Origin of the sequence: Acinetobacter sp. NIOH-H-8, assembly GCF_046635365.1 — a bacterium.
Taxonomy (GTDB): Bacteria; Pseudomonadota; Gammaproteobacteria; order Pseudomonadales; family Moraxellaceae; genus Acinetobacter.
Map to the genome: position 1 here is coordinate 53,230 of NZ_JBHDVN010000005.1, position 23,211 is coordinate 76,440.

Genomic DNA, 23,211 nt, shown 5'->3' on the forward strand with positions numbered 1-23,211 from the left:
TACACAGACTTCTTAATTTTTCTTCAATATCGCTCGATAAATTCAAACCTAATTCAATTAAATCAATATTTTTCAATTACTTAAAAATATAAAAATATAAAATTTTATAAGTTGGCATTCGCCTTGCTTAGATCAACCCAGCACTACTTCACATAACAAAAGGGTGAAATTTACGATGAAAAAAAATAAATTGGTCGGATCTATGGGGGCTCCAACCGTCAGCAAAAGGCTACTCAAGTTAAGCGCACTCAGCTTAAGTATGATGTGTTTGTCTTTGGCACATGCAGCCGATGAACCAGAAAACTCCGCTACGCAGCCGACCAAGGTGCAAAAAGTGACAGTAACGGGTTCATCTATTAAAGGGGTAGCTGCACAGAGTGCATCGCCAATTACTGTACTTAAAGTCGAAGATCTGGTGAATCAGGGGGTCACCACTGTTGAGGAAGCACTGAATAGGGTCAGCGCCAATCAGGCCGGTTTTGCTGTATCCCAGAATATTGGTAAAAGTAATACTTCAGGCTCTTCTGCGAACCTTCGTGGTATTGGTACCGATAAGACCCTGATTTTATTAAATGGTCGCCGTCTGGCCAACAGTCCTTTCAGTACATCTGAAGTTAACTTAAATATTATTCCACTCGCTATGGTTGAACGTATTGAGGTGCTACGCGATGGTGCTTCTGCCGTGTATGGTGCAGATGCTATTGCCGGGGTAATCAACTTCATTCTCAAGAAAGAATACCAAGGTTTTGGCATATCTGGCGGACTTCAATTACCTGAACACAAAAATGGGGATGAATATGATGTTTCCATCTTCGGTGGCTATGGTGATCTGGACGAGCAAGGATTCAACGTCTATGGGGTAATCGATTATCGTACTTCCGACATGATCATGGCGAAAGACCGCAAAGTCAGCCGCCGCGGCGGTCTGATTCCTGAACTAGGGATGGCGATCGGTTCGACTGCTGGCTTTCCAGCAAATATTTCAAATCCAGGCGTGGGTATAGTTAACCCTTATATCAACCAGAACTGTAATAATGCTCCAAATACGTTTATCTCTGGCACACGCTGCTTACTGAATACACAGGCATTAATTGGTATTACTCCGGATGAAGAAGCCTTCTCCGCTTTAGCGAAAGGTACCTTAAAACTTACCGATTCATTAAACGCGGTCGCGGAATATGTTTACACTAAAAGCGAAGTGACCACTTCTATTGCACCTGATGTATGGGGTGGTAGCCTGACTATTCCAGACAGCAGCAAATACTATCCTGGTCAAGGAATCACTCCAGATATTCCCGGCTTGACAGGCACATCCTCAATACTTTATTTACGTTCCCAGGCTGGCAACCGTGTATCTAAATCAGAGAATGAATCCAACCGGATCTTTGCTGGAATCGAAGGTGAAGCCTACGGCTGGGACCTCAACGGTGGTGTAACTTATGCCAAAGGCGAAGCGACTGATAATTTCGTCAGCGGTTACTTAAACCAAAGTAGAGTCCAGGCAGCCCTGAATGACGGTACACTCAACCCATTTGGCCCTCAAGCACCGGAAGATGCCGGAAAATGGTCTACTTTTGATGTCGCAGGTCCGACAAATCAGGCAACGCTAGATTCAACTACTGTTGATTTTACGCTAAGCCGTCCTATCTATGAATTGCCTGCAGGTGAGGTCGGTTTTGCCGTAGGTGGTAGTTACACTACCCAAGACTGGGAAGCCAAAATAAATTCCGATCTTGTCCGTCAGGTGCCAGGCAGTGGTATAGACCCGGACAAACCAATCAGTAAAGGTGATCGCGATATCACTGCAATATTTACTGAATTTCACATACCAATCGTAGCCGGGTTAGAAGCTCAACTTGCTGCACGTTATGATGACTATAGCGACTTTGGCGATTCTTTCAATCCGAAAGCCTCGCTACGTTGGGAGCCGGTAAAAGAGCTCATGTTCCGTACTTCATATAGCACAGGTTTCCGTGCACCGAGCTTATGGGAAATAAACTCTCCGCAAAGCGAAACCTATACCAGTTCACCTTTCAATAACCCGCGTTTCTGTAATGCTGATGGCACACCGAACAACCTTCAGTTTGCCGATCAGTGCGGTATGCAGTTTAAACGTAAACAAGGCGGTAACCCGGACTTACAACCTGAAGAGTCAACTTCTTATACTGCCGGTTTTGTCTACGAGCCAATCAAGAACCTGGTTTTCACAGCTGATTACTACAACATTAAAATTGAAGATCTGGTCGGTACAGTCTCTCCAGATATGATTTTTGATGATCTTGATCGCTATGGCAACCTGATTGTTTATGCACCAGATGGCCGTATCCAGTATTTAAATACGACCTTACAAAATATGGGTGGCCTAAAAACTCAAGGGATCGACCTCAGTCTGAACTATTTAAGTCCAATGACCGCGACTGGCCGTTTTGGTTTCGGAATTGATGGGACTTATGTCATCAAAATGGATTACCAAATAGAGCCAGGTGGTGAATGGGAAGATCACGTAGGTATTTATGATGATCCGGCAGTCGTTCGCTGGAAACACATTGCCAATGTAAACTGGACTTATGAAAACTGGAAAATGTTGCTGGAGCAACAATATATCCGTGGATATAAAGATTTTTCAGAAACACGTGATGTAGGTGCATGGATGGTTTACAACTTTGCAGGAACATATAAAGGATTCAAGAACCTTGAATTGACTGCAGGGATCAAGAACATGTTTGATAAAGAACCACCTGCGTCTGATGCAACCAACAATGCACAATATGGCTATGACCCTCGTCATGGTGACCCTACAGGCCGTAGCTACTTCTTACGCGGTACTTATAAATTCTTTTAATTAATCACTTTGCAAACACTGCTGCCAAGCGGTGTTTGCGGTTTTCCCCGTTTAATTTTAGCCAAACAAAAAATAATGCTGCCTGTAACTAAAAAAATTTTCTCATCAGTGCACTATTTCCTGTTTGTCTTAAATTCTAGGAGTCATGATGGGCACAAAGTTTGAAGACTTAGAAAAAAACTCCGCCAAAAAACTGACTGGTATTGGGGTCGTTGTTTTTTTGCATATCCTGGTTGGCCTGGTACTCATGGCTGGTATGGCAAAAGACATTATTAAACCAACGGAACAGCCAGTTGAGCTAATGATTATTCAAGATATTAAGCCGCCTGAACCTGAGCCACCAAAAGAAACCCCACCTGAGCCACCTAAAATTGTAGAAAAAGTGGCACAGGTTCCTGAGGTTAAACCGGTAGAAAAAGTGGTTCCAGTACAGAAAACACAGCCTACACCAACAGTCACTCAACCGGTTGCAGAACCAACACCTGTAGCTGCAGCAACACCATCCCCAAGTCCGGTGGCTGCACCAGCCCCAGTTGTTGCAGCAGCGCCTGCTGCTCCACCGCAACCAACTGGCGTTACACGCGGTGTATCTCAAGGCGAAGCTGGCTGTAAGCGTCCAGATTATCCACGTGATGCATTAATGAATGAAGAGCAAGGTAATGTGCTGATCTCTGTCTTTGTGAATACCGACGGCAAAGTGAAAGATGCCAAAGTAAAAAAATCCAGTGGCAGCCGTTCACTTGACCGTGCAGCGTCCAAGGCTTTCAGCTTATGTACCTTTAAACCTGCAATGAAAAATGGTGAACCACAAGAATCTTGGTACGACATTCCCTACGAATTTATCTTGGACTGATCCAGACAACAGATTAAAAACAAAATGAGGAGATTCATTATGAAAAACGCACGACACACTTTAAAAAATATCACTGCTGCAAGTGTCATTGCGGCAAGTACTTTACTCCCTTTGCAAACCGTATTTGCTGAAGAATCCCCTACACCTGCAACGACAGTGACTGAAACTGCAGAAACCACACCAGCGACTGTCGCTGAACCTACACCGCCAGCACCTGCTGCAGCTGAAAAACCTGCCAGCAACCCTTATGGTCTGGAAGCCATGTGGAAAGAAGGCGATATGGTTTCCAAAGTAACCCTGTTCATTCTGATCATCATGTCGATCGGTACCTGGTACATCATGATCACTAAGTGCTTGCAACAAGGCAAGATTCGCAAACAGGCCAAAGAAGCAGAACATCAATTCTGGGAATCTTCTTCTCTGGATAATGCAGCGCAAAATCTGGATGAAGCCAGCGTATATCGTTTTATCGCTGAAAAAGGCATCAAGTCAACCAAAAACCATGGCGGTACTTTACTAGAGCGTATCGACTTTAATACCTGGGTTACGATTTCTATTTCACGCGCAGTCGACAAGATTCAAAGCCATCTGAGTGGTGGTCTGGCCTTCCTTGCTACAGTCGGTTCTACAGCACCTTTCGTAGGTCTGTTTGGTACCGTTTGGGGTATTTACCATGCACTGACTGCAATTGGTATTTCAGGACAGGCATCAATCGATAAAGTTGCTGGTCCGGTCGGTGAAGCACTGATCATGACTGCAATCGGTCTGGCTGTGGCAGTTCCGGCAGTACTTGGTTACAACTGGTTAACTCGCCGTAATAAAGCTGTAATGGAAGAAGTTCGTACCTTCGGTTCTGACCTGCATGCTGTACTACTGAGCGGCGAAATCAGCTCAAACAATCCTGTTCACCGCGACACAAAATAAAAATGGGGGTCAACCATGGGAATGATGGTCAATTCAAACGACAGCGATGATGAGGTCATTGGTACCATTAATACCACGCCTCTGGTTGATGTGATGCTGGTACTGCTGATTATCTTTCTGATTACAGTACCGGTTGCAATTCATACCGTACCGGTCGATCTGCCTGAAGAACGTAATGTCCCGTATGAAACCAAGCCGGAAAATATCCAGCTGGCAGTCAATAAAAATGGCGATATTTTCTGGAATGAATCCTATATTCCGGACAAGGCAATTTTACTGACCCGTTTACAGGCAGAAGCCCAAAAACGTCCTCAGCCTGAAGTGCATATTCGTGGTGATCAAAGAACAGCTTTTGAAGCGATTGATCAGGTCATCAGTACTACCCAGCAAGCAGGTATTGGCAAGATTGCATTTGTCACGACCCCGCCCGCTTCACCTTAAGATTGAGGGAGAATCCAGTTATGGGAATGAATGTTGGCTCAAATCAGGATGATGATGTAATGCTGGACGTCAACATGACACCATTGATTGATGTCATGCTGGTCTTGCTGATTATGTTTATTATCACTATTCCGTTGCCGAATAATTCGATTAATATCAACCTGCCAAATGGCACACCACCACCAACTGAGGAAAAACCGCCAGAGATTGTGAATTTACGTCTCGATGCTCAAGGCCAAATCTTCTGGAATGATCAGCCAGTGGCCAATGCTCAAGCGCTAGAAGCCTTATTCAAGACCGTGGCGCAAAAAGCCGATCAGGATCAGATTAAAATCAAGGCTGATCGTGCAACTGAATACAAGCATATCGCGATGGTGATGGCTGCGGCTCAGCGTCTGGAAGTGAAAAAAATCGGAATTGTCAGTAACAACAATTCTTAAGTCTATAGAATCAAAAAACCCAGCATCTGCTGGGTTTTTTATTATTCAATATCTTACATTTGTGACTGGATATAGTTTTGTAGACCAATCAGCTCGATCAAACGTAACTGTTTTTCTAACCAGTAAGTATGATCTTCTTCCGTATCCGACATTTGCTGGCGCAGCATGTCACGGGTCACATAATCGCCCTTCTCTTCACAAAGTTTGACCCCTTGAGCCAGCTTTTCACGGACATGATACTCAAGCTTCAGGTCAGCTTTCAGGCAGGTCACCACATCTTCACCAACTTCGATGTCATCACGCTGCATATTTGGCGTACCTTCAAGAAAAAGGACACGACGGATCAGGGCATCTGCATGCTGTGCTTCTTCCTGCATTTCATGGTCGATGCGTTCAAAGATTTTCGTCAGACCCCAATCTTCATACATACGAGAGTGAATCAGGTATTGATCACGAGCAGCCAGTTCGCCACCGATCAGCATATTTAAATAATCTACGACTTCTGGATTACCGCGCATTTGAATTACTCCCTGCTTTTATCATCTTATTATGGAGAAAAGATGTTTGATTTGCAAAAGCAAAATTATGGTAAATGTCTGATTTTTATATAATTAAAATGAGAAGCACTTGCATTTACGCTCTCTGTTCGGCCAAATCCCATTTATAAAACAACATCTTGCATTTTTCGTTCCGTTTTTATTCAATCCAGCAAGCTGGAATATTCAAACGTTAATTTTTGTAAATATTAATAAGCACTTATCTTGTTGCTTATTTTTATCTTGGACTCACCTGTTTGGCCTGGTTCATGCATAATTGTGCCTACGATGAAAGAAGTCAAAACAACAACGGTTTAAATATGACATTACAACATAGCACAGCACCTGTTCTGGTCACCGGCGCATCTGGCTATATCGCCAGTTGGGTGATCCAGAAACTTTTAAAACAAGGTTATACCGTACACGCCACTGTACGTGACCTGAATAAAACCCAGAGTTATACACACCTTGAACAAATTGCAGACAGCAGCCCGGGGACCTTAAAGCTGTTTGAAGCTAACCTGCTCAAGCCCGGTTCTTTTGATGCGGCCATGGAAGGTTGTGAAATTGTCTTTCATATGGCCTCGCCTTTTGTGGTCACCAATTATAAAGATGCTCTCAAAGACATTATTGAACCGGCAATTCTGGGTACGCAAAATGTGCTGAATAGCGTCAATAAAACTGAATCTGTCAAACGTGTGATTGTCACCTCAAGTATTGCCTCAACGTATGGCGATGCGATTGATATTTTGCAAACCGAGCACACCAGTTTTGATGAATCTCACTGGAATACCACCAGTTCAGAAACCCATCAGCCTTATCCATATTCCAAAGTCATGGCAGAACGCAAAGCTTGGGAAATGGCGGAAGCGCAGGATCGCTGGGACCTGATCTGTATCAATCCGGCACTGGTCTTTGGGGAGTCCTTAACGCCTAATACTCAATCAGGCAGTGTGGAAGTTCTGCAACAGTTTGCCAATGGCATGACCTTGCTGGGTGTTCCACCAATGTGGAATGGTGTGGTGGATGTTCAAGATGTTGCGGAAGCCCATATCCGTGCTGCATTTAATCCGGAAGCGCATGGCCGTTATATTATCTGTAGTGAGACTTTGAGCCTGCTGGAAATGGGGAAAATCCTACGTGAAGCATTTGGTCCAAAATTCCCGTTTCCACGCAACCAGTTGCCAAAAACGGCTTTCAAGATTTTTGGTCCTCTGGCCGGCTTTAGCCGTAAATTCGTTGAACTCAATATGGGTTATCCAATTTTCTTTAATGCACAAAAAAGTAAGGATGAACTCGGTCTGGAATATCGTCCAGTGAAAGAAAGCCTGGTCGAACATTTCCAGCAATTGCTGGATGATGGTGTGGTGAAGAAATATATTCCTTAATCGTACTCGCTCAAACCTGATCTGACAGTGACCGATTTTTTATTGTGTCTGTCAGATTAAGTTTGAGCTTATGCATCAAGTCATTTATCGGCAAGCTTATGACGACTGCTTAAAAATCTGCTTAAGCAGAAGTCCAACGCGCATTTTTCCACGCTTGCTGTTGCTTTGCATCTAGAAAAGTCCAAGCTACAAAACGACTCTCTTTTTGCCCCTGGGTCATTTTAATGGTTTTTACATCCACTGCACCGCACTTACGCAAGGTATTTAACAGCATAGGCAATGTGGTTTTCTTAGAAACCAGTGTACTAAACCAAAGACATTGCTCAGCAAACTGTGTGCTCTCTTGTACCATCTGGCAAACAAAGCGTTCTTCTCCACCGTCACACCACAGCTCGTTCTTTTGCCCGCCAAAGTTTAACACCACTTTAGACCGATCAACCGGTTTGCCAAGTTTGCGTAATTTTTGCGTTGCTATGGCATTTGCTTCATCTTGCGAAGCATGAAATGGTGGGTTACACAGGGTCAAATCAAAACGATCTGAAGGTTTAATCACACCTTTGAAGATATTGCTCGGTGTCTTCTGCAATCGAATCTGAATCCCCTTCCTGAGATTAGGATTTGCTTCCACGATAAATTGAGCACTTTTCACCGATGCCGAATGAATGTCTGAGCCGACAAATTTCCAACCATAACTACGATGACCAATGATCGGATAAATACAGTTCGCGCCCACCCCAATATCTAATACGTGAACGGCGTGTCCTGTTGGAATCTGGCCATTATTATTGTCACTTAACAGGTCAGCCAAATAGTGAATATAGTCGGCTCTACCCGGAATCGGTGGGCAAAGATAATCTTGAGGAATATGCCAATATTGAATGCCGTAAAAATGTTTCAGCAATGCTTTATTGAGTATTTTCACAGCCAGTGGATCAGAAAAATTGACTGAAAGATCGTTATATTGATTCGGACTGACAAAAGGTGCTAGTTCCGGACAACTCAGGATGAGCTGAGGAAAATCGTAACGACTGCGATGCAGATTTCGTGCATGTAATTGCGATTTTTGTTGCGGAAAAGATTTCTTTGCTTGCGCCATGTGTATGCCAATCATCAACGGGAGAATAGAATCAATAAGGCAGGATCTATACCTGCAAATGAATCGATATTGTACGTGAATTCAACTCACATTGCCGAACCCGTCCTTGTATTTGTCTATCCTCCCCTTCTCATTCACCTATAGTTTTGAACTAGCAATAAAAAAGACACCTCAAGATTCATCATCCTGGGTGTCTTTTTTATTTGAGTCATTGTTTAGAACTGATTATTCTTCGATTTGCCCATGCTCTTTCATCAAGGCAATAAACTGTTCTTCATTGATCACAGGCACACCAAGTTTTTCTGCTTTATCGAGCTTAGAACCCGCTTTTTCACCCGCCACCACACATTTGGTTTTGCTAGAGACACTGCCACTGACCCGTGCACCTAAGGCTTGCAGTAATTGCGTCGCTTCATCACGACCCATAGAACTTAAAGTTCCAGTCACTACCCAGCTTTCACCATTCAGTGGTTGGCGCATTGGTGCAATTGGCGCATCCCAATGAATACCGGCAGCCAACAAGCGATCCAATACTTCCAGGTTATGCGGTGCCTGGAAGAAATCAACAATCCATTCTGCGGTAATATCACCAACATCCGGTGTTTTCTTTAAAGCGTCTACATCAGCACTACGCAAAGCGTCGAGAGTCTGGAAAGTATTGGCCAGCATACGTGCTGTCGTTTCACCTACACCGCGAATGCCGAGCGCATAAATAAATGCGGCCAATGTAGTTTTCTTGCTGTTTTCAATCGAATCAATGAGATTCTGAACGGACTTTTCACCCATTTTTTCGATTTGCAGTAATTGCTCACGATGCTCATGCAAGTGATAAATATCCGACACATCTTTCAAAAGATTGAGATGTAACAGTGACTCCACCCAGCGATCGCCCAAACCTTCGATATCCATGGCCTTACGTGAAACAAAGTGACGGATGGTCTCGATGCGCTGCGCTGCACAATACAGTTCACCTGAACAGCGTGCCAAGGCCTCACCTTCTGGCATCACCACCGGAGAATCACAGACTGGACAGTTCTCAGGTAAATGCACTTCTACCGCATTGGCAGGACGGAATTCTGGCCAGACTTTTTCTACCTTAGGAATCACGTCACCACTACGATAGACACTGACGGTATCCCCAATTCTTACATCCAGACGGTGAATTTCACCAATATTATGCAGCGTTACATTGGAAACGGTTACACCACCCACTGCAACCGGATTCAACCGTGCTACAGGCGTTAGAGTCCCGGTACGGCCCACTTGCCAGTCAATATTTTCAACGGTGGTCAGTGCAGCCACTGCCGGGAATTTATAAGCAGTTGCCCAACGTGGTTCCCGGCTCAAGAAACCCAGTTTCTGTTGCTGTTTCAGGTCATTGACCTTAATGACCATACCATCAATTTCGACACTGAGTTTAGAACGTTCTTCAATGATCTGCTCGTAAACCTTTTGCACTTCCTGGATGCTACTGCAGATGAAATGGCGCTCACCCACAGCAAAGCCAAACTGCTGTAGCCATTCCAGACTGCCTGACATTGTGGTTTGACCATGATGAGGAACACACTGGGCAATTCCATAAGCATAAAAAGCCAAAGGTCGAGAAGCTGCAATATTCGGATCAAGCTGGCGTAAACTGCCAGCCGCAGCGTTACGTGGATTAGCAAAGGTTTTTTCACCTTTCGCTGCATTGGCCGCATTCAGGCGTTCAAAGCCGGATTTCGGCATCAGCACTTCGCCACGCACTTCCAGTAATTCTGGAATCACGCCATTCACTGGAGATAGGAATTTTGGCAGGTTACGGATGGTTTTGACATTCTGGGTAATATCTTCTCCAGTTTCCCCATCACCACGGGTGACACCACGAACCAGTACGCCATGTTCATACCAGAGGGAAATTGCCAGCCCGTCAAATTTCAGCTCAACATCGTATTCAATCTTTTGATTGGGTAAGCGTTCTTCAATACGGCGCGCAAAAGCAAAAAGGTCATCCTGATTAAACACGTTGCCCAAAGACAGCATTGGCACCGCATGCGTTACGGTCAGAAATTTGGAAAGTGCCTGACCACCTACTTTAACTGTCGGTGTGTCTGGCTGTTGTAAATGTGGATATTGTTCTTCTAAAGCTTTGAGCTGATGAAAGAGCTGATCATATTCACTGTCTTCAATCGTAGGTTGATCCATCACATAATAAGCATGATTATGCTTGGCAATCAGTTGAATCAATTGACGCATTTGCGCAATGACAGTGGCATCTTGGGTCATAATTTCACCATAAAAAAGGGCGGAAAATCCGCCCTATACAATATTCAGCTTTTCGCTATTATAAAAATCGGATTCTGCAGATTCAATATTGGAATATTAAACTTCTGCAGTCTGTCCAGCACGATAATCAATCGCCTGATGACGCCAGAATTCACGTAATTGTGGGGTCATTTCCTGCTGGTTCTGATCATAAACCAGACCATCCACTTCACGTGCAATCAGACGAGAAATGCTGTCCATGGTATCGAAGGCATTCTGCACATCGCTATGCGGTAAAGCCAGGAAGAACGCCAGACCTTTCACTTCTTCAGTCGACAGAGTTTCTAGGTCAAAACCTTCCATACCGGTATCTGCCATACGCAATACTGAAAATAGCAGTTTCGAGCCATCTTCACTATAACGATGGAAACATGCCAACTCACCATAACGCAGGCCATATTTCAGTAAAACTTTTAGAGTTTTTTCACCTGAAAGAGCACGGCCTTGTGGATAAACATGCAATGAAATAATCGTTTCAGCATTAGCCAGCGAACATTCTTCATCCACAATTTTTTGCTCATGGAGATGTGCATCGAGAATACTGCTTTCATCATTAAAGTCAGAAATTTCAGCTTTTTCAATATTACTATTCAGGCTAAATTCAGCGGCTTTAGGCTCTGCTGCTTCTACTGTTTCAGGCTTATTTTCTTGTTCAACAGATGTTGCGGTTTCTTCAGCTTTGGTTACTTCCGGTTCTGCTTCCTCTGCAACCACCGGTGTATCGAGTGGACTTGCTGCTTTGGTTTCGGGCTGGGCGGTTTCAGTCAAAGTTGGCTCTACTTTGGCTGCTTCTTGTTGTTCTTCCGCAGGTGCAATGTTGTTTACTACTTCTTCATTCAGACTCGGTTCCACACGTGCAGAGGCTGGACTTTCTGTTTTAGACAGTTGAGAACGTACATGCCTTGGAATAACCGGAGTCTGGCTGTCAGGATCAATATGCAGATCCGCATCCAGTGACGGTACAGCCTCCGCAGGTTTTTTCAAGATCAGTTTTATGCCGAATAGCATAATCACAATTGCAATAACAATCCCGATAATTGTGGTGATTTCCATGTTATACCTCCGCAGCTAAGCCGTATTCTTTTGCCTGTTCCAAATTTACTGTCACTAATTTTGAGGTTCCCGGTTCAGGCATGGTTACACCTAAAAGATCAGTCGCCATCATCATTGCAAGTTTGTTATGGGTAATATAAATAAATTGCACTTGTTCAGAAAGCTCTTTGACTAAATTACAAAAACGTCCCACATTGGCATCGTCCAGCGGTGCATCGACTTCATCCAGTACACAGAACGGTGCCGGATTTAGTCGGAAAATTGCAAAGACCAGTGCTAATGCGGTTAAAGCCTTTTCACCACCAGAAAGCAATGCCAGTGAGCTATTGCGCTTGCCTGGTGGGCGTGCCATCAGTTTTACACCCGATTGCCATCCATCTTCAAGACTTAAACTCGCTTCACCGCCCTCAAATACTTTCGGGAACAGGTTTTGCAGCTCGGCATTGACCTGATCGAAGGTATTCATAAACAGCTTACGGGTTTCCTGATCAATACTTTTCATTGCTGCCTGCAGCTGTTCAACGGTATTTTCCAGGTCCTGAATCTGATGGCTGAGTTCGCCATAGCGTTTCGAAACTTCTTCATACTCTTCAGAAGCTGCCAGATTCACCGCACCCAGTTTATCGAATTGAGCCTGTGCTTTTTCCAGTTTAGCCTGATGTGCTTTTACATCAATATTTAGCCCTGAAATTACTTCACTATTCAACTCTTTCAGCTGCTCTGAATAATGCTGTAAATCGGATTTTGCTGCCTGCCAGGCCAGACGTTTGGCTTCAAGTTCAGTACGCAATTGTTCATCTTGCTGCTGGAAAGTATGGCGCTGCTCAGTCAGGTGCTGCTGCTTGCTCTGGATCTGATTCAGCTCGATCTGCCAGTCTGCCCAGGTCTTTTGTAGTTTTTCCGTAATCAGAGCCTGTTCATTAAACTGGCTCTGTAAAGCTGGCAATTCCAGCTGTACCGGATCAACAAACTTTTTAGCCTGTTCTATTTGCGCAATAATCTGCTGATATTGTTCTTTTAAAAACAGCTGGTCTTTTTCTAGCAGTTCAGCCTGCTGCTGGCTTTGTACTGTTTGACGGCGCAGTACTTCTAATTCCTGCTGCGCCTGCTGAGTGACTAGCTGTGAGTCTTCAAGTTGAGCATTGAGTTCTTCCAACTGAAATTGCAAGGTCTTGTAATTGGGCAGTGCCTGTTCCAGTTTCAGATTCAGTGCATGCAGATCAATTTCCAGATCATCTTTCTGCATCGCATCTTCTTCCAGTTGCTCGTCCAGTTGCTGTAACTGGTTCTGCAATTGCTGTTTCTGTACTGCAAAGGCCTGTGTCGCACTCTGGACTTTAGCAATATTCAGATCAAGCTGTTGTAACTGCTTTTGTGCCTGCTTCTGCTGCTCATTGATGCTCTGAATCTGGCTCTGTAAAGCTTTCACTTGAGCATTTAACTCAGGAAGCTGTTGCTCTAGATCTGCGAATTTTGGTTCAAGCTGAATCAGTTGCTGCTCAATTTCATCCAGACGGATACGATGACTCAGTGCTCCTTGTCCCGCCTGACTGGCTTCATCATAGTCCAGTGCAATCATCCAGTCGGGTCCGACATGATAGCCATCCAGACTTAGGATCGACTGGCCTGGTCTCAGCTGAGTTTGTAAACCAAGTGCCTGTTTAAAGTTCTCAGCTACGGCCACCTGTTGCCAGAGTGAGTATTGAGGCGCTTCAATCCAGTCTGCTAAACAAGGGAGTCCATCAAGCTGAATATTATCCTGTATCATCTGAGCTTTGAGCTGGCGTGCACTATTTTTCAAAAAATGCTCAGTTTCTTCTAATACTTGTGCAGAAAGCCATTTCGCCAGGAACTTTTCAATCAGGCTGGCATGAGCTTTGGCCTGTGGATTCAGCTTCAACACCTGCATTAACTGCACCGCATCCGCTTTGGCGTTTGGATTGGCTTTGGTCAGTAACTGGCTCAGGTTTTTCCGTTCTGAATGCAGTACCTGAATTTCTGATTTCATCTGTATGAGCAATTGCTGCTGACCTGCCTGTTCTGCCTGTAGCTGCTCAAGCTCAGTTTTCAGTGTTTTGAGCTGAGTCTCAAAGCCAGTGATTTGCTGTTCAGTTTCAGCTCTATCAGTCTGATACTGTTCCAGCTCATCTTGCTGCGCCTGCTGCTGAATTTGTGCTGCCTGCTGTTGCAAGGTTTCTTTTTGCTGTTCAATCCGGACAATATTTTTAGCCAGCTGTTCACTTTGCGCCAGCATTTGCTGTTTACGTTGTTGCTGTTGCTCAACCTGGGTTTTAATTTGAGCAAACTGGGCAGCAATTGTGCCTTGCTGGGATTTCAGATCAGTCAGACCCTGGTTTTGTTCCTGACTTTGACCTTCCTGCTGCTGCAATTGTGCAGTCTGATCTTCGAGTTGTTGATGCAGGGTGTCCAGTTGCAATTCAATCAGCTGTAAACGTTCTTTGGTTTGTGCTTTTTGTTCTTCCAGCTTCACCAGACTGCTTGAGTTCTGCTGCAATAAGGACTGCTTTTGCTGCAGGGTCATTTCCAGTTCGCTGAGCTTTTTCTCAGCCTGTTGCCATTCAGTTTGTAGCGGTGTGGACTGTTGAATCAAGCGCTGGAACAGTTCACTGGTCGCTCCCAGATCATGCTCAACAGTAGTCAATTCAGAACGTACCAGCTTAAAATTCTCGCCCAGCGTATTCATCTGCACAGTATATTCTTCTTGCAGACGCTGGCTCTGCTCACACTGGAACGACAGGATTTCAATCTTGATGGTACGGATCTGGCCTTCCAGTTCCTTATATTGAATGGCAGTTTCTGACTGGCGTTTCAAGGTTTTAAGCTGAGACTTGAGTTCAGAGGCAATATCTTCCAGACGCGACAGGTTCTGCGTCGTGTGATCCAGATGCAGCATGGTCTCGCGGCGACGTGCCTGATAACGGGAAACCCCGGCAGCTTCTTCAATAAAAACCCGCATTTCTTCCGGCTTGGCATCTACCAGACGGTTAATCATGCCCTGTTCAATAATTGCATAAGAACGCGGCCCCAGACCGGTTCCCAAGAAAATATCGGTAATATCACGACGTCGGCATTTAGTGCCATTCAGGAAATATTCAGACTTGCCATCACGGTTGACCTGACGACGCACTGCCAGCTCATTATAGGCATTATACGCACCGCCCAGCTTGCCATAAGTATTATCAAAACGCAGTTCTACACTGGCGATGCCCACCGGTTTGCGCTTGGCTGTTCCGGTAAAAATCACATCCTGCATGCTGCCACCACGTAGTTGGCGCGCACTGGACTCACCCATCACCCAGCGTATGGCATCAATCACATTTGATTTACCACAACCATTGGGTCCCACCACTGCAGTCCGGTTATCCTTGAAGTGTAAGGTAGTACTGTCAGCAAAAGATTTGAAGCCTGAAAGTTTTAAACTGCTTAAACGCATAGTGTCCTGATTTAACGTCGTGAGCGTCTGGCCCACGCGAGTTCAATTTGTTTCATCCGTATCAGAGATTCCAACACAAGGTTGCGCAAGTGTCGACAAAAATCTTCCATAAATAACGTCGCCTCATGGGATTTACGAATTAAAATCGCTTCCGTCACCAGTTTAAATAATTCAAAAGATTCCTGTAGCTCACGTCTTGAAATATTCAGGGTCAGAAAATAGCTACGGCGTAAAGATGGCAGCAGTTCCTGATAGTAGCGCATCAGGTAAAGATTACCGACCATCTCCTGTTGCTGGGCCATTCCCTGAAAGATCAAATCATAAAACTTTTCGATATGGCCTTGGCGGGTTTCGGCTTCCAATTGTTCTAATAGTAGCTGAATGCGCTCTGCCTCATGACTGCGCCAGGTCTCTGCCATGCGATGTACCATCTGCCCCAGCAATAAAGAGGTCAGGTCAAACAGGGCACGAACCTGCATGGCCGACATTTCCGAAACAATGGCGCCACGACGCGGGAAGATTTCAATCAGCTGGGTACGTTCAAGCAAGAGCAAGGCTTCACGGACTGATCCCCGACTGACGTCAAGTTCCGATGCAATTCTGAGTTCCTGGATGCGTTCGCCTTCAACCAGTTCACCCCGGATAATCTGTTCACTGATATGCTTGGCAATCTGTTCAGACAAACTGTGTGCTTCTTGTTGTTGCATACTGTTCCTGTCTTATTTTTATTGATGCAAGTGCAGTCATTCTGGATGACTTTTCAGTTATTAAACGGCTTTTTTGCAGAAAATACTTTGACATTGTCAGACAATCTTGTGTCTATACAGCCAACCCAGTCAAAGAAAAAGGAGAATAGTGACCTATTCTCCTCAAAAAATTTAGCTGATAAAAAATGAGTAGTTCAGGCAGTAAAGCCTTGATAGATAAAATACAGACCAACTGTAGTCAATAAGGCCGCAAAACATTTTTTTAATAGAACTGGTGATAATAAATGCGCCACTTTTGCACCAAATTTTGCAGTGATAAAACTCATCACACTAATACCAATAAACGCATAAATATGAATATAACCAATCGTATTTGGTACTTCGACTTCAGCTTTCTGACCAAACCAGATGAAACCTAAGGCACCAGCCACTGCGATCGGCAAACCGCAGGCAGCAGAAGTGGCTACTGCTTTCTGGATGACGACACCACAACGATTCAGGAAAGGCACAGTCAAACTGCCACCACCAATTCCAAAGATGGCTGATGCCACACCAATGCCGCCGCCTGCTACCAACTGTAATGCTGCGGAAGGCAATTTCTGATTCGGATCAACCTGATAATGCGCGCCTCTAAACATTCTGAACGCAATCCAGACTGCAAAGAAGCCAATCAGCAATTGCAGACCTTGACCCGATAAATAATCTGCAATACCAGCTCCTAAGAATGAGCCAATAACCAGACCGGGTGCCAGATTACGCACTACATCCCATAACACTGCCCCTCTTTGATGATGTGCCATCACCGAACTGATTGAGGTCACAATAATCGTAGCCAGAGAAGTTCCGACTGCCATATGCATAATCACGCTTGGATCGTACTGGAGCTGGGTAAAAACAATGTACAGAATTGGCACGATAATCAGACCACCACCAACGCCAAACAGGCCTGCGGCAAATCCTGCAATTGCACCAATCAATAAATATATGATTAACTCCATAACGACATTTACCACGTTTAGATTCAAATGGATGTAGAAACTCGCGAACTGCAGCAACGTTTAAGTCAAGCAGGCCAACTCCCTGAAGTATTGCTGATCAAGCCGATCACCACATCGACCAATGACGATGTCCGGGAACTGGCAACCAAAGGGGTACAACAGGTACTAGTGTGTAGCCGCGTGCAAACCCAGGGACGTGGACAGCGTCAACGTCAGTGGATTTCTCCTGAGGGGAACATCTATTTAAGCACATTGCTGCATACACAAAAAGTAATCGATGGTCGCCTGGCACTGGAAATTGCATTAAATATCCTGCAAATGCCAAGTCTAAAAGGACTGGACTTGCAGGTGAAATGGCCCAATGACCTGTACAGCCTGCAGGGGAAATGGGGTGGCATTCTGATTGAACCGATTTCGACTCAACAGGTGGTGGTTGGTGTCGGGATCAATATCAGCCCACTCATGGAAAGCATTCCAGACCAGCAGGTCACCTCTCTGACTGAATTGGGACTACCACATACTTCACGTGTAGATCTGATTGCCGAGTTGTATCTGGCTATTCAGCAAGCGGGGGAATGGTTTAATTATGGCAGTCAGAATCTGCCGGCACGGTTTAACCAATATGCTGCATTTTTCCAGCAAACAGTTGAATTTACCGATATTCAAGGCCAATATTCCGGAACTTTCCTCGGCATTCAAGACGATGGTGCGGTGATTATCGAAACGAATGCAGGTACGCAGACATTTTATCAGGGGCAACTCCGTCTTAAAAACGGTGGCTGAACAGGCATCATTCAATGAAAAAACTATGGTTGGATATCGGCAATACACGGCTCAAGTACTGGATTACGGAGCAGAACCAGATCATTGAACATGCCGCGGAAATGCATTTGCAATCCCCTGCCGACTTACTTCTTGGCTTGATTCAGCACTTTAAGAGTTTGGGCTTGCATCAGGTCGGGATTTCTTCCGTGCTGGACAAAGCAAATAATACCCGAATTCAATCGATTCTGACCTGCCTGAACATTCCTGTAGTTTTTGCCAAGGTACAGGCACGCTATGCCGGTTTGATCTGTGGCTATGACGATCCTTCCCAGCTTGGGATCGATCGCTGGTTGCAAGTGCTGGCCGTTGCCAAGTCAACTCAGCAAAATTACTGTGTGATTAGCTGTGGGACTGCCCTGACCATTGATCTTGCCCAAGGTCAAAAACATCTCGGCGGTTATATCCTGCCGAATCTGTATTTACAGCGCGATTCCCTGATCCAGAATACCAAAGGCATTAAAATCCCGGATGCGGCTTTCGAGGAACTCAGTCCTGGACGTAATACCATTGATGCTGTACACCATGGCATTTTATTCGGTCTGCTCAGCACCATTGAAAAAGTACTGCAAGATTTTCCGGCACAGCTGATCCTAACTGGTGGAGATGCTGCGCTCTTTGCCCAGCATCTCGAACGGTTTCAGCCTATTATTGAACCCGATTTATTGCTTAAAGGCCTGCAGCATTTTGCAGATCATTTGCCAGACACAGTTTAAGCAGCTCAAGTAACTTTGAAAAATCTGCATAGCCATCCAGCTTGTTAAAATGCCCTGCATTTTTGATTTCAAAAATCTGTGCATTCAGGCTATGGCCCAAACGCAACGAAATCGGTGCAGGCACATAAGGATCATTGCTAGAAAGCAGCATTACAAAACGTTTGGCGCCATGTGATAAATTGTTCAGATCTAACTTTACTGCCTGCACCATTTTGTTTAGTTCCGACCAGGCCACCAGTGGTGTATCAAAAGCTGCGACTAACATGAGCCCGCCAATTTTCAATTGTGTACGGTTATAGTGTTCTTCGAGAAACTTTAGAGCACTTAAGCCACCCAAGCCATGCGCAACAATGAAACTATGCTCATCCAGGTACGGAATCTGTAGTTTCAGGTTGTGCTGCCATTCTTCCAGATCGGGTTGAAAAGGATTGGCCAGCATGATCCGTTTGGCCTCGAACCCCGCGTCTTTGATCTGCCGGCTTAACCATGGATACCAATGGTCATTTGAGGTTGCCTGATAGTCAGGCACGATATAGACTTTCTTCGTTATATTTTTCATAGCATTGTACTTATTATATTGAGAGCAAAATGCTCCGACAAAAGTTAAGTTTTTAATTATTAGCGGATGAAATTCAATATTCCTTATTTAATTTCATCCTGTCATCATTGAACCGATCTGTTCATCATCCTCCCTATTCACTGGAAGATTGAATCAGATAAGGCTGAATCACTCGCCAGACTTCCGGCAGTTCAGTACAACCTTGCGAATTAATAAAATGTCCTTGATGTTCGGCACAGACTACGATTGCATCCAGACTTTCCGCTTGCTCCAGACTGAAGTCAGGCTGAACCCGATCATCACCTTCCGAATAAATCACTACACGTTCATCAATCTGACGTTTTAGTAAATCAAAATCTACTTCAGCAGCGTCAATGAACGGATTAACTTCTTCCAGACGTCCCAGTCGGCCATTGAAACCGGCCACTAATACCAGTTGTTTGATTCTCTGATTTTTTAATTCGCGACTTAAATAATGTAATGCAGCCAGACATCCCAGACTATGCGCAATAAAAATACTGTTTTCGTCAATCCCGTCAATCTGTTCACGCATTTGCTGTTCCCAGACCTCCAGTTTTGGCGTAGTTGACGGGTCAAGTCTGAGTACTTTCAAGCTGACATGTTCCTGCTGGGCTTTTTCCTGAATCCATGGAAACCAGTTTTCTTCAGGACTTGCGGTATAGCCATGCACCACAATCACTTGAGTCATTAGATACATCCTTCTATATTATTTTATTTCGAATGTTTTCGAGTCTGCCTGATTTTTCTAGAAATTTGGGTAAGCAAATGTTGTTTTGTTTAAACTGGATATAAAAGAAAATACAGACAATAAAAAAGGCGCTGTACGCGCCTTTTTTATTTAAAACAGTTATTTTTTGTCGTTGCCGCCGAACAGTGGACCCATACCACCGCCACCGCCAAACTGTTTTTGCAGACCGCTCAGTGATTTCATCATTTTTGCCATACCCGACGGATTGGCAAATTTCTTCATCATCTTCGCCATTTGCGCATGCTGTTTGATCAGCTTGTTGACTTCTGATACTTCCATACCACAACCTGCTGCAATACGCTTTTTACGGCTTGGATTCATCAGGTCAGGGTTACGACGTTCCTTGATGGTCATCGACTGGATAATCGCTTCCATTTTCTTCACTTGCTTTTCAGGATTCGCCTGCGCAATCGCATCTTGAATACCAGAATTGCTCATGCCTGGAAGTTTGTCCAGGAAGCCCATCATGCCGCCCATCTTGTTCATCTGCTCGAATTGCATCAGCATATCTTCAAAGTTGAAGCTACCGCCTTTCTGCAATTTCTTCGCCATTTTCTCGGCTTTTTCTTTGTCGATTTTGCGTTCAACTTCTTCGACCAAAGAAAGCACGTCACCCATGCCCAGAATACGCTGTGCCACACGTTCCGGATGGAATGGCTCAAGCGCATCCAGTTTTTCGCCCATACCGAGGAACTTGATTGGCTTGCCAGTAATCGCACGAACAGACAGTGCTGCACCACCGCGCGCATCACCATCAGTTTTAGTCAGGATCACACCTGTCAAAGGAAGCGCATCGTTAAATGCTTTGGCCGTATTTGCCGCATCCTGACCGGTCATGGCATCGACCACGAACAGGGTTTCAGTCGGATTAATCGCTGCATGCAGCTCTTTAATCTCTTCCATCATATCGTCATCGATATGCAGACGACCTGCGGTATCGACAATCAGTACATCGGCAAACTGGATTTTTGCCTGTTCAATTGCACGATTAACGATACTGATTGGTTTTTCAGTAGCACTCGATTCAAGGAAAATCGCGCCAACTTCGCCAGCCACCGTCTGTAGCTGCTTGATCGCAGCCGGACGATAAATGTCGGCAGACACCATGGCTACTTTTTTCTTTTGACGTTCTTGCAGGAAGCGTGCAAGTTTGGCTGCAGTCGTGGTTTTACCCGCACCCTGCAAACCAGCAAGCAGTACCACCACCGGTGGTTTCGCTGCAAGGTCAAGGCTTTCATTGGCCTCGCCCATCATTTTGGTCAATTCGTCATAGACGATTTTGACGAAGGCTTGCCCTGGTGATAACTGAGTCATCACTTCCTGGCCTAATGCTTCTTCCTTAACTTTCGCGATAAATTCACGAGTTACAGGTAACGCAACGTCGGCTTCAAGAAGTGCCATACGTACTTCACGTAACGTATCTTTAATATTGTCTTCGGTTAGCTGCCCTGAGCCAGTAACATTTCTTAAACTCTGCGTGAGTCGTTCTGTTAAGGTATCAAACATTGCAAAATCCGCTTAAAATAGCTAGTAGCAAAAAATTGTTTCTTAAAATAGAAAATTTATGCATAGAATGCTATAGGATACTGTAGTTCGCACTGAATTTATATAAATGAATATTCATCACCCTTAAAAAGGTTTGACATGCTTAGCCTACCCTTGGTTTACACGATCTTAGCATTAATCGCTTATACCTCCTCTTTTTGGTATCTGTTCATTCATTTAATGACTAAACGTACTCCAAATCAATGGTTTGTCGGCTTAACAGCTTTAGTTGGACTGGTACTGCATGCTTTGGTTTTATCAGGTGACATGTATACCCCGATGGGGATGAATTATGATGTATTTGCCTTACTTTCCTTTACGTCAGGGCTAATGCTGCTGCTAAGTATCATTTACAGTACCTATCGGCCGATTATTGCGCTAAACCTGATTGGTATCCCCGTCGCTGCAACCGGCCTAATTCTCGGTTTCAGTTTCACCCAGCCAGCGAAAGTCATTGCACAGAATTCTCTAGGCCTGGATATTCATATTATCTTGTCCCTATCCGCTTATGCTGTGTTATTGATGGCGACGATTCAGGCCGTCATTTTGCGGTTTCAGGATCGTGAACTGAAGAAAAAACAGAAACGTCGGGTTTGGGTGAATCTGTTGCCCTCCTATCAGGATATGGAATCTTTGTTGTTCGATATGCTGATGACCGGTTTCATTTTACTGACACTGGCATTGGGTTTTGGCTTCTTTACCATTGATAATTTCTTCGCCCAGCATCTGGCCCATAAGACTGCCTTTAGTATTGTGTCCTGGCTGGTTTATGGCGCATTATTGATTGGACACTGGAAATTTGGCTGGCGTGGTCAGAAAGCAGTTCGTTTTACCCTGCTTGGGTTTGGCCTGCTGGCGCTCGGTTTTATCGGTTCCAAATTTGTGCTAGAAATGCTGTTAAACAAATAAGCTGATTGATCTTCGATCGGTATTATAAAAGCCCAGCTAAGACTGGGCTTTTTATTTAATTATCCATTCCTTTATCTGGATTTATCCTTCCCACTCGTAGCGATAGCGGCCAACTCACCACCCGGGGCAATTCTGGATCTTCCCATTCTGGCAATAAGGCATCTGCCAGTACATTCAGCGGATTATGTCCGAGTGCCTGGGTGGCTGCTTTTACGGCTGACCAGGTACTCATATAGCCTATCAGTTGGTAAAAGTTCCACTCGACTTGTAATACCGGCGGCTGTACAGAAATTTCCTGAAATGGAAATGGCAGATTTTTGTATCCTTCATCGACATGGCGACGTTCAGGTGCCCAATAGGGTGCGATCGTCACTTCATAAAAATGTCTGAAATAATGATTCAGATGTTCTTCATCAATGCTGAATACCCCATAACTAATAAGAGCCAGAATGGCATTGGATTTTGCAATACGGCGAACTTCCGCATAGAACTTGTCCAGATCCAGCCAATGGGCAGCCTGCGCGACTGAAATCAGATCTACACTCTGGTCAATACATAGGATTTCTTCGGCTAAGGCCTGATGATATTGAATTTTCGGATGAGGTTTGGCCTGTGCGATTTGTTCGCTACTCGCATCAATGGCAATGATCTGATCAAAATAATGCGCCAAAACCTCTGAAAACTGTCCTGAGCCACAGCCGACGTCTAGAGCCAATTTGGTACTCGGTGATAGCTTTAGCTTTGCCAGTATCTTCCCCAAAGTGTCCGGATAATGCGGGCGAAACAAGGCATAATCTTGAGACTGCTGGGAGAAATGGTCTTTAAATTCCCGACTTTTCATCTGCACTTTCCTGA

General features: G+C 44.7%; 20 protein-coding genes. 9 read left to right on the plus strand and 11 right to left on the minus strand.

Annotated features, from left to right (window positions below; translation table 11 throughout):
* The first annotated feature begins 175 nt into the window (after positions 1 to 175).
* The 5 genes from ACEWB7_RS04050 to ACEWB7_RS04070 all read left to right on the plus strand — a co-directional run bounded on the left by ACEWB7_RS04050 (position 176) and on the right by ACEWB7_RS04070 (position 5,500).
* Positions 176 to 2,842: a TonB-dependent receptor gene (locus tag ACEWB7_RS04050; RefSeq protein ID WP_262738309.1), complete on the plus strand. Its 2,667-nt coding sequence runs from the start codon at positions 176 to 178 to the stop codon at positions 2,840 to 2,842.
* A gap of 148 nt (positions 2,843 to 2,990) precedes the next feature.
* Complete coding sequence (locus tag ACEWB7_RS04055) at positions 2,991 to 3,695, plus strand: energy transducer TonB (protein WP_262738311.1); 705 nt, start codon at positions 2,991 to 2,993, stop codon at positions 3,693 to 3,695.
* Between the two features lie 39 nt (positions 3,696 to 3,734).
* The gene (locus ACEWB7_RS04060; RefSeq protein ID WP_125278783.1) at positions 3,735 to 4,619 is read left to right on the plus strand and encodes a MotA/TolQ/ExbB proton channel family protein; all 885 of its coding nucleotides are present in this window, start codon (positions 3,735 to 3,737) and stop codon (positions 4,617 to 4,619) included.
* Between the two features lie 15 nt (positions 4,620 to 4,634).
* Positions 4,635 to 5,060, plus strand: coding sequence for an ExbD/TolR family protein (locus ACEWB7_RS04065; protein ID WP_005234255.1), 426 nt, complete (start codon positions 4,635 to 4,637; stop codon positions 5,058 to 5,060).
* Between the two features lie 20 nt (positions 5,061 to 5,080).
* Entirely contained in the window at positions 5,081 to 5,500 is a 420-nt protein-coding gene (locus ACEWB7_RS04070; protein WP_004783336.1) for an ExbD/TolR family protein, read from the plus strand.
* Positions 5,501 to 5,553: 53 nt separating this feature from the next.
* On the opposite strand, the gene bfr is transcribed toward ACEWB7_RS04070, so the two are convergent.
* Entirely contained in the window at positions 5,554 to 6,018 is a 465-nt protein-coding gene (gene bfr / locus ACEWB7_RS04075) for a bacterioferritin (protein ID WP_004783337.1), read from the minus strand.
* A gap of 338 nt (positions 6,019 to 6,356) precedes the next feature.
* Here bfr and ACEWB7_RS04080 point away from each other — a divergent pair, with 338 nt between their 5' ends.
* Positions 6,357 to 7,424 (plus strand): SDR family oxidoreductase, encoded by a 1,068-nt coding sequence (locus ACEWB7_RS04080; RefSeq protein WP_034170652.1) that lies wholly within the window; start codon positions 6,357 to 6,359, stop codon positions 7,422 to 7,424.
* Between the two features lie 121 nt (positions 7,425 to 7,545).
* Here the strand turns inward: ACEWB7_RS04080 and rlmF are convergent, their stop codons facing one another.
* The 6 genes from rlmF to ACEWB7_RS04110 form a co-directional block, all read right to left on the minus strand.
* Positions 7,546 to 8,520, minus strand: coding sequence for a 23S rRNA (adenine(1618)-N(6))-methyltransferase RlmF (gene rlmF / locus ACEWB7_RS04085; RefSeq protein WP_262738312.1), 975 nt, complete (start codon positions 8,518 to 8,520; stop codon positions 7,546 to 7,548).
* Positions 8,521 to 8,745: 225 nt separating this feature from the next.
* Positions 8,746 to 10,785: an NAD-dependent DNA ligase LigA gene (gene ligA / locus ACEWB7_RS04090; protein WP_262738313.1), complete on the minus strand. Its 2,040-nt coding sequence runs from the start codon at positions 10,783 to 10,785 to the stop codon at positions 8,746 to 8,748.
* Positions 10,786 to 10,881: 96 nt separating this feature from the next.
* Positions 10,882 to 11,877 carry a cell division protein ZipA C-terminal FtsZ-binding domain-containing protein gene (locus tag ACEWB7_RS04095; protein WP_262738314.1) on the minus strand — a complete coding sequence of 332 codons (996 nt, stop codon included), beginning with the start codon at positions 11,875 to 11,877 and terminating at the stop codon, positions 10,882 to 10,884.
* Position 11,878: 1 nt separating this feature from the next.
* Positions 11,879 to 15,331 carry a chromosome segregation protein SMC gene (smc, locus tag ACEWB7_RS04100; protein ID WP_262738342.1) on the minus strand — a complete coding sequence of 1,151 codons (3,453 nt, stop codon included), beginning with the start codon at positions 15,329 to 15,331 and terminating at the stop codon, positions 11,879 to 11,881.
* Between the two features lie 11 nt (positions 15,332 to 15,342).
* A complete protein-coding gene (locus ACEWB7_RS04105; protein ID WP_262738315.1) occupies positions 15,343 to 16,038 on the minus strand; it encodes a GntR family transcriptional regulator in 696 nt (231 codons plus the stop codon).
* A gap of 194 nt (positions 16,039 to 16,232) precedes the next feature.
* The gene (locus ACEWB7_RS04110; RefSeq protein WP_262738316.1) at positions 16,233 to 17,036 is read right to left on the minus strand and encodes a sulfite exporter TauE/SafE family protein; all 804 of its coding nucleotides are present in this window, start codon (positions 17,034 to 17,036) and stop codon (positions 16,233 to 16,235) included.
* A gap of 27 nt (positions 17,037 to 17,063) precedes the next feature.
* Here ACEWB7_RS04110 and ACEWB7_RS04115 point away from each other — a divergent pair, with 27 nt between their 5' ends.
* The gene (locus ACEWB7_RS04115; protein WP_004783349.1) at positions 17,064 to 17,819 is read left to right on the plus strand and encodes a biotin--[acetyl-CoA-carboxylase] ligase; all 756 of its coding nucleotides are present in this window, start codon (positions 17,064 to 17,066) and stop codon (positions 17,817 to 17,819) included.
* Between the two features lie 14 nt (positions 17,820 to 17,833).
* A complete protein-coding gene (locus tag ACEWB7_RS04120; protein WP_262738317.1) occupies positions 17,834 to 18,574 on the plus strand; it encodes a type III pantothenate kinase in 741 nt (246 codons plus the stop codon).
* Here ACEWB7_RS04120 and ACEWB7_RS04125 read toward each other — a convergent pair.
* From ACEWB7_RS04125 to ffh, 3 genes are all read right to left on the minus strand, one after another.
* Positions 18,528 to 19,133, minus strand: a complete 606-nt coding sequence (locus ACEWB7_RS04125) for an RBBP9/YdeN family alpha/beta hydrolase (RefSeq protein ID WP_004783353.1) — start codon at positions 19,131 to 19,133, stop codon at positions 18,528 to 18,530. The two genes, ACEWB7_RS04120 and ACEWB7_RS04125, sit on opposite strands and share 47 nt — an antisense overlap.
* A gap of 133 nt (positions 19,134 to 19,266) precedes the next feature.
* Entirely contained in the window at positions 19,267 to 19,842 is a 576-nt protein-coding gene (locus tag ACEWB7_RS04130; protein WP_180138571.1) for an RBBP9/YdeN family alpha/beta hydrolase, read from the minus strand.
* 159 nt (positions 19,843 to 20,001) lie between these two features.
* Positions 20,002 to 21,408 (minus strand): signal recognition particle protein, encoded by a 1,407-nt coding sequence (ffh, locus tag ACEWB7_RS04135; RefSeq protein ID WP_262738318.1) that lies wholly within the window; start codon positions 21,406 to 21,408, stop codon positions 20,002 to 20,004.
* A 138-nt stretch (positions 21,409 to 21,546) separates the two neighbouring features.
* Here ffh and ACEWB7_RS04140 point away from each other — a divergent pair, with 138 nt between their 5' ends.
* Entirely contained in the window at positions 21,547 to 22,356 is an 810-nt protein-coding gene (locus tag ACEWB7_RS04140; RefSeq protein ID WP_004783358.1) for an inner membrane protein YpjD, read from the plus strand.
* Positions 22,357 to 22,411: 55 nt separating this feature from the next.
* On the opposite strand, the gene ACEWB7_RS04145 is transcribed toward ACEWB7_RS04140, so the two are convergent.
* Positions 22,412 to 23,197 (minus strand): class I SAM-dependent methyltransferase, encoded by a 786-nt coding sequence (locus ACEWB7_RS04145; protein ID WP_262738319.1) that lies wholly within the window; start codon positions 23,195 to 23,197, stop codon positions 22,412 to 22,414.
* Positions 23,198 to 23,211: the final 14 nt, after the last annotated feature.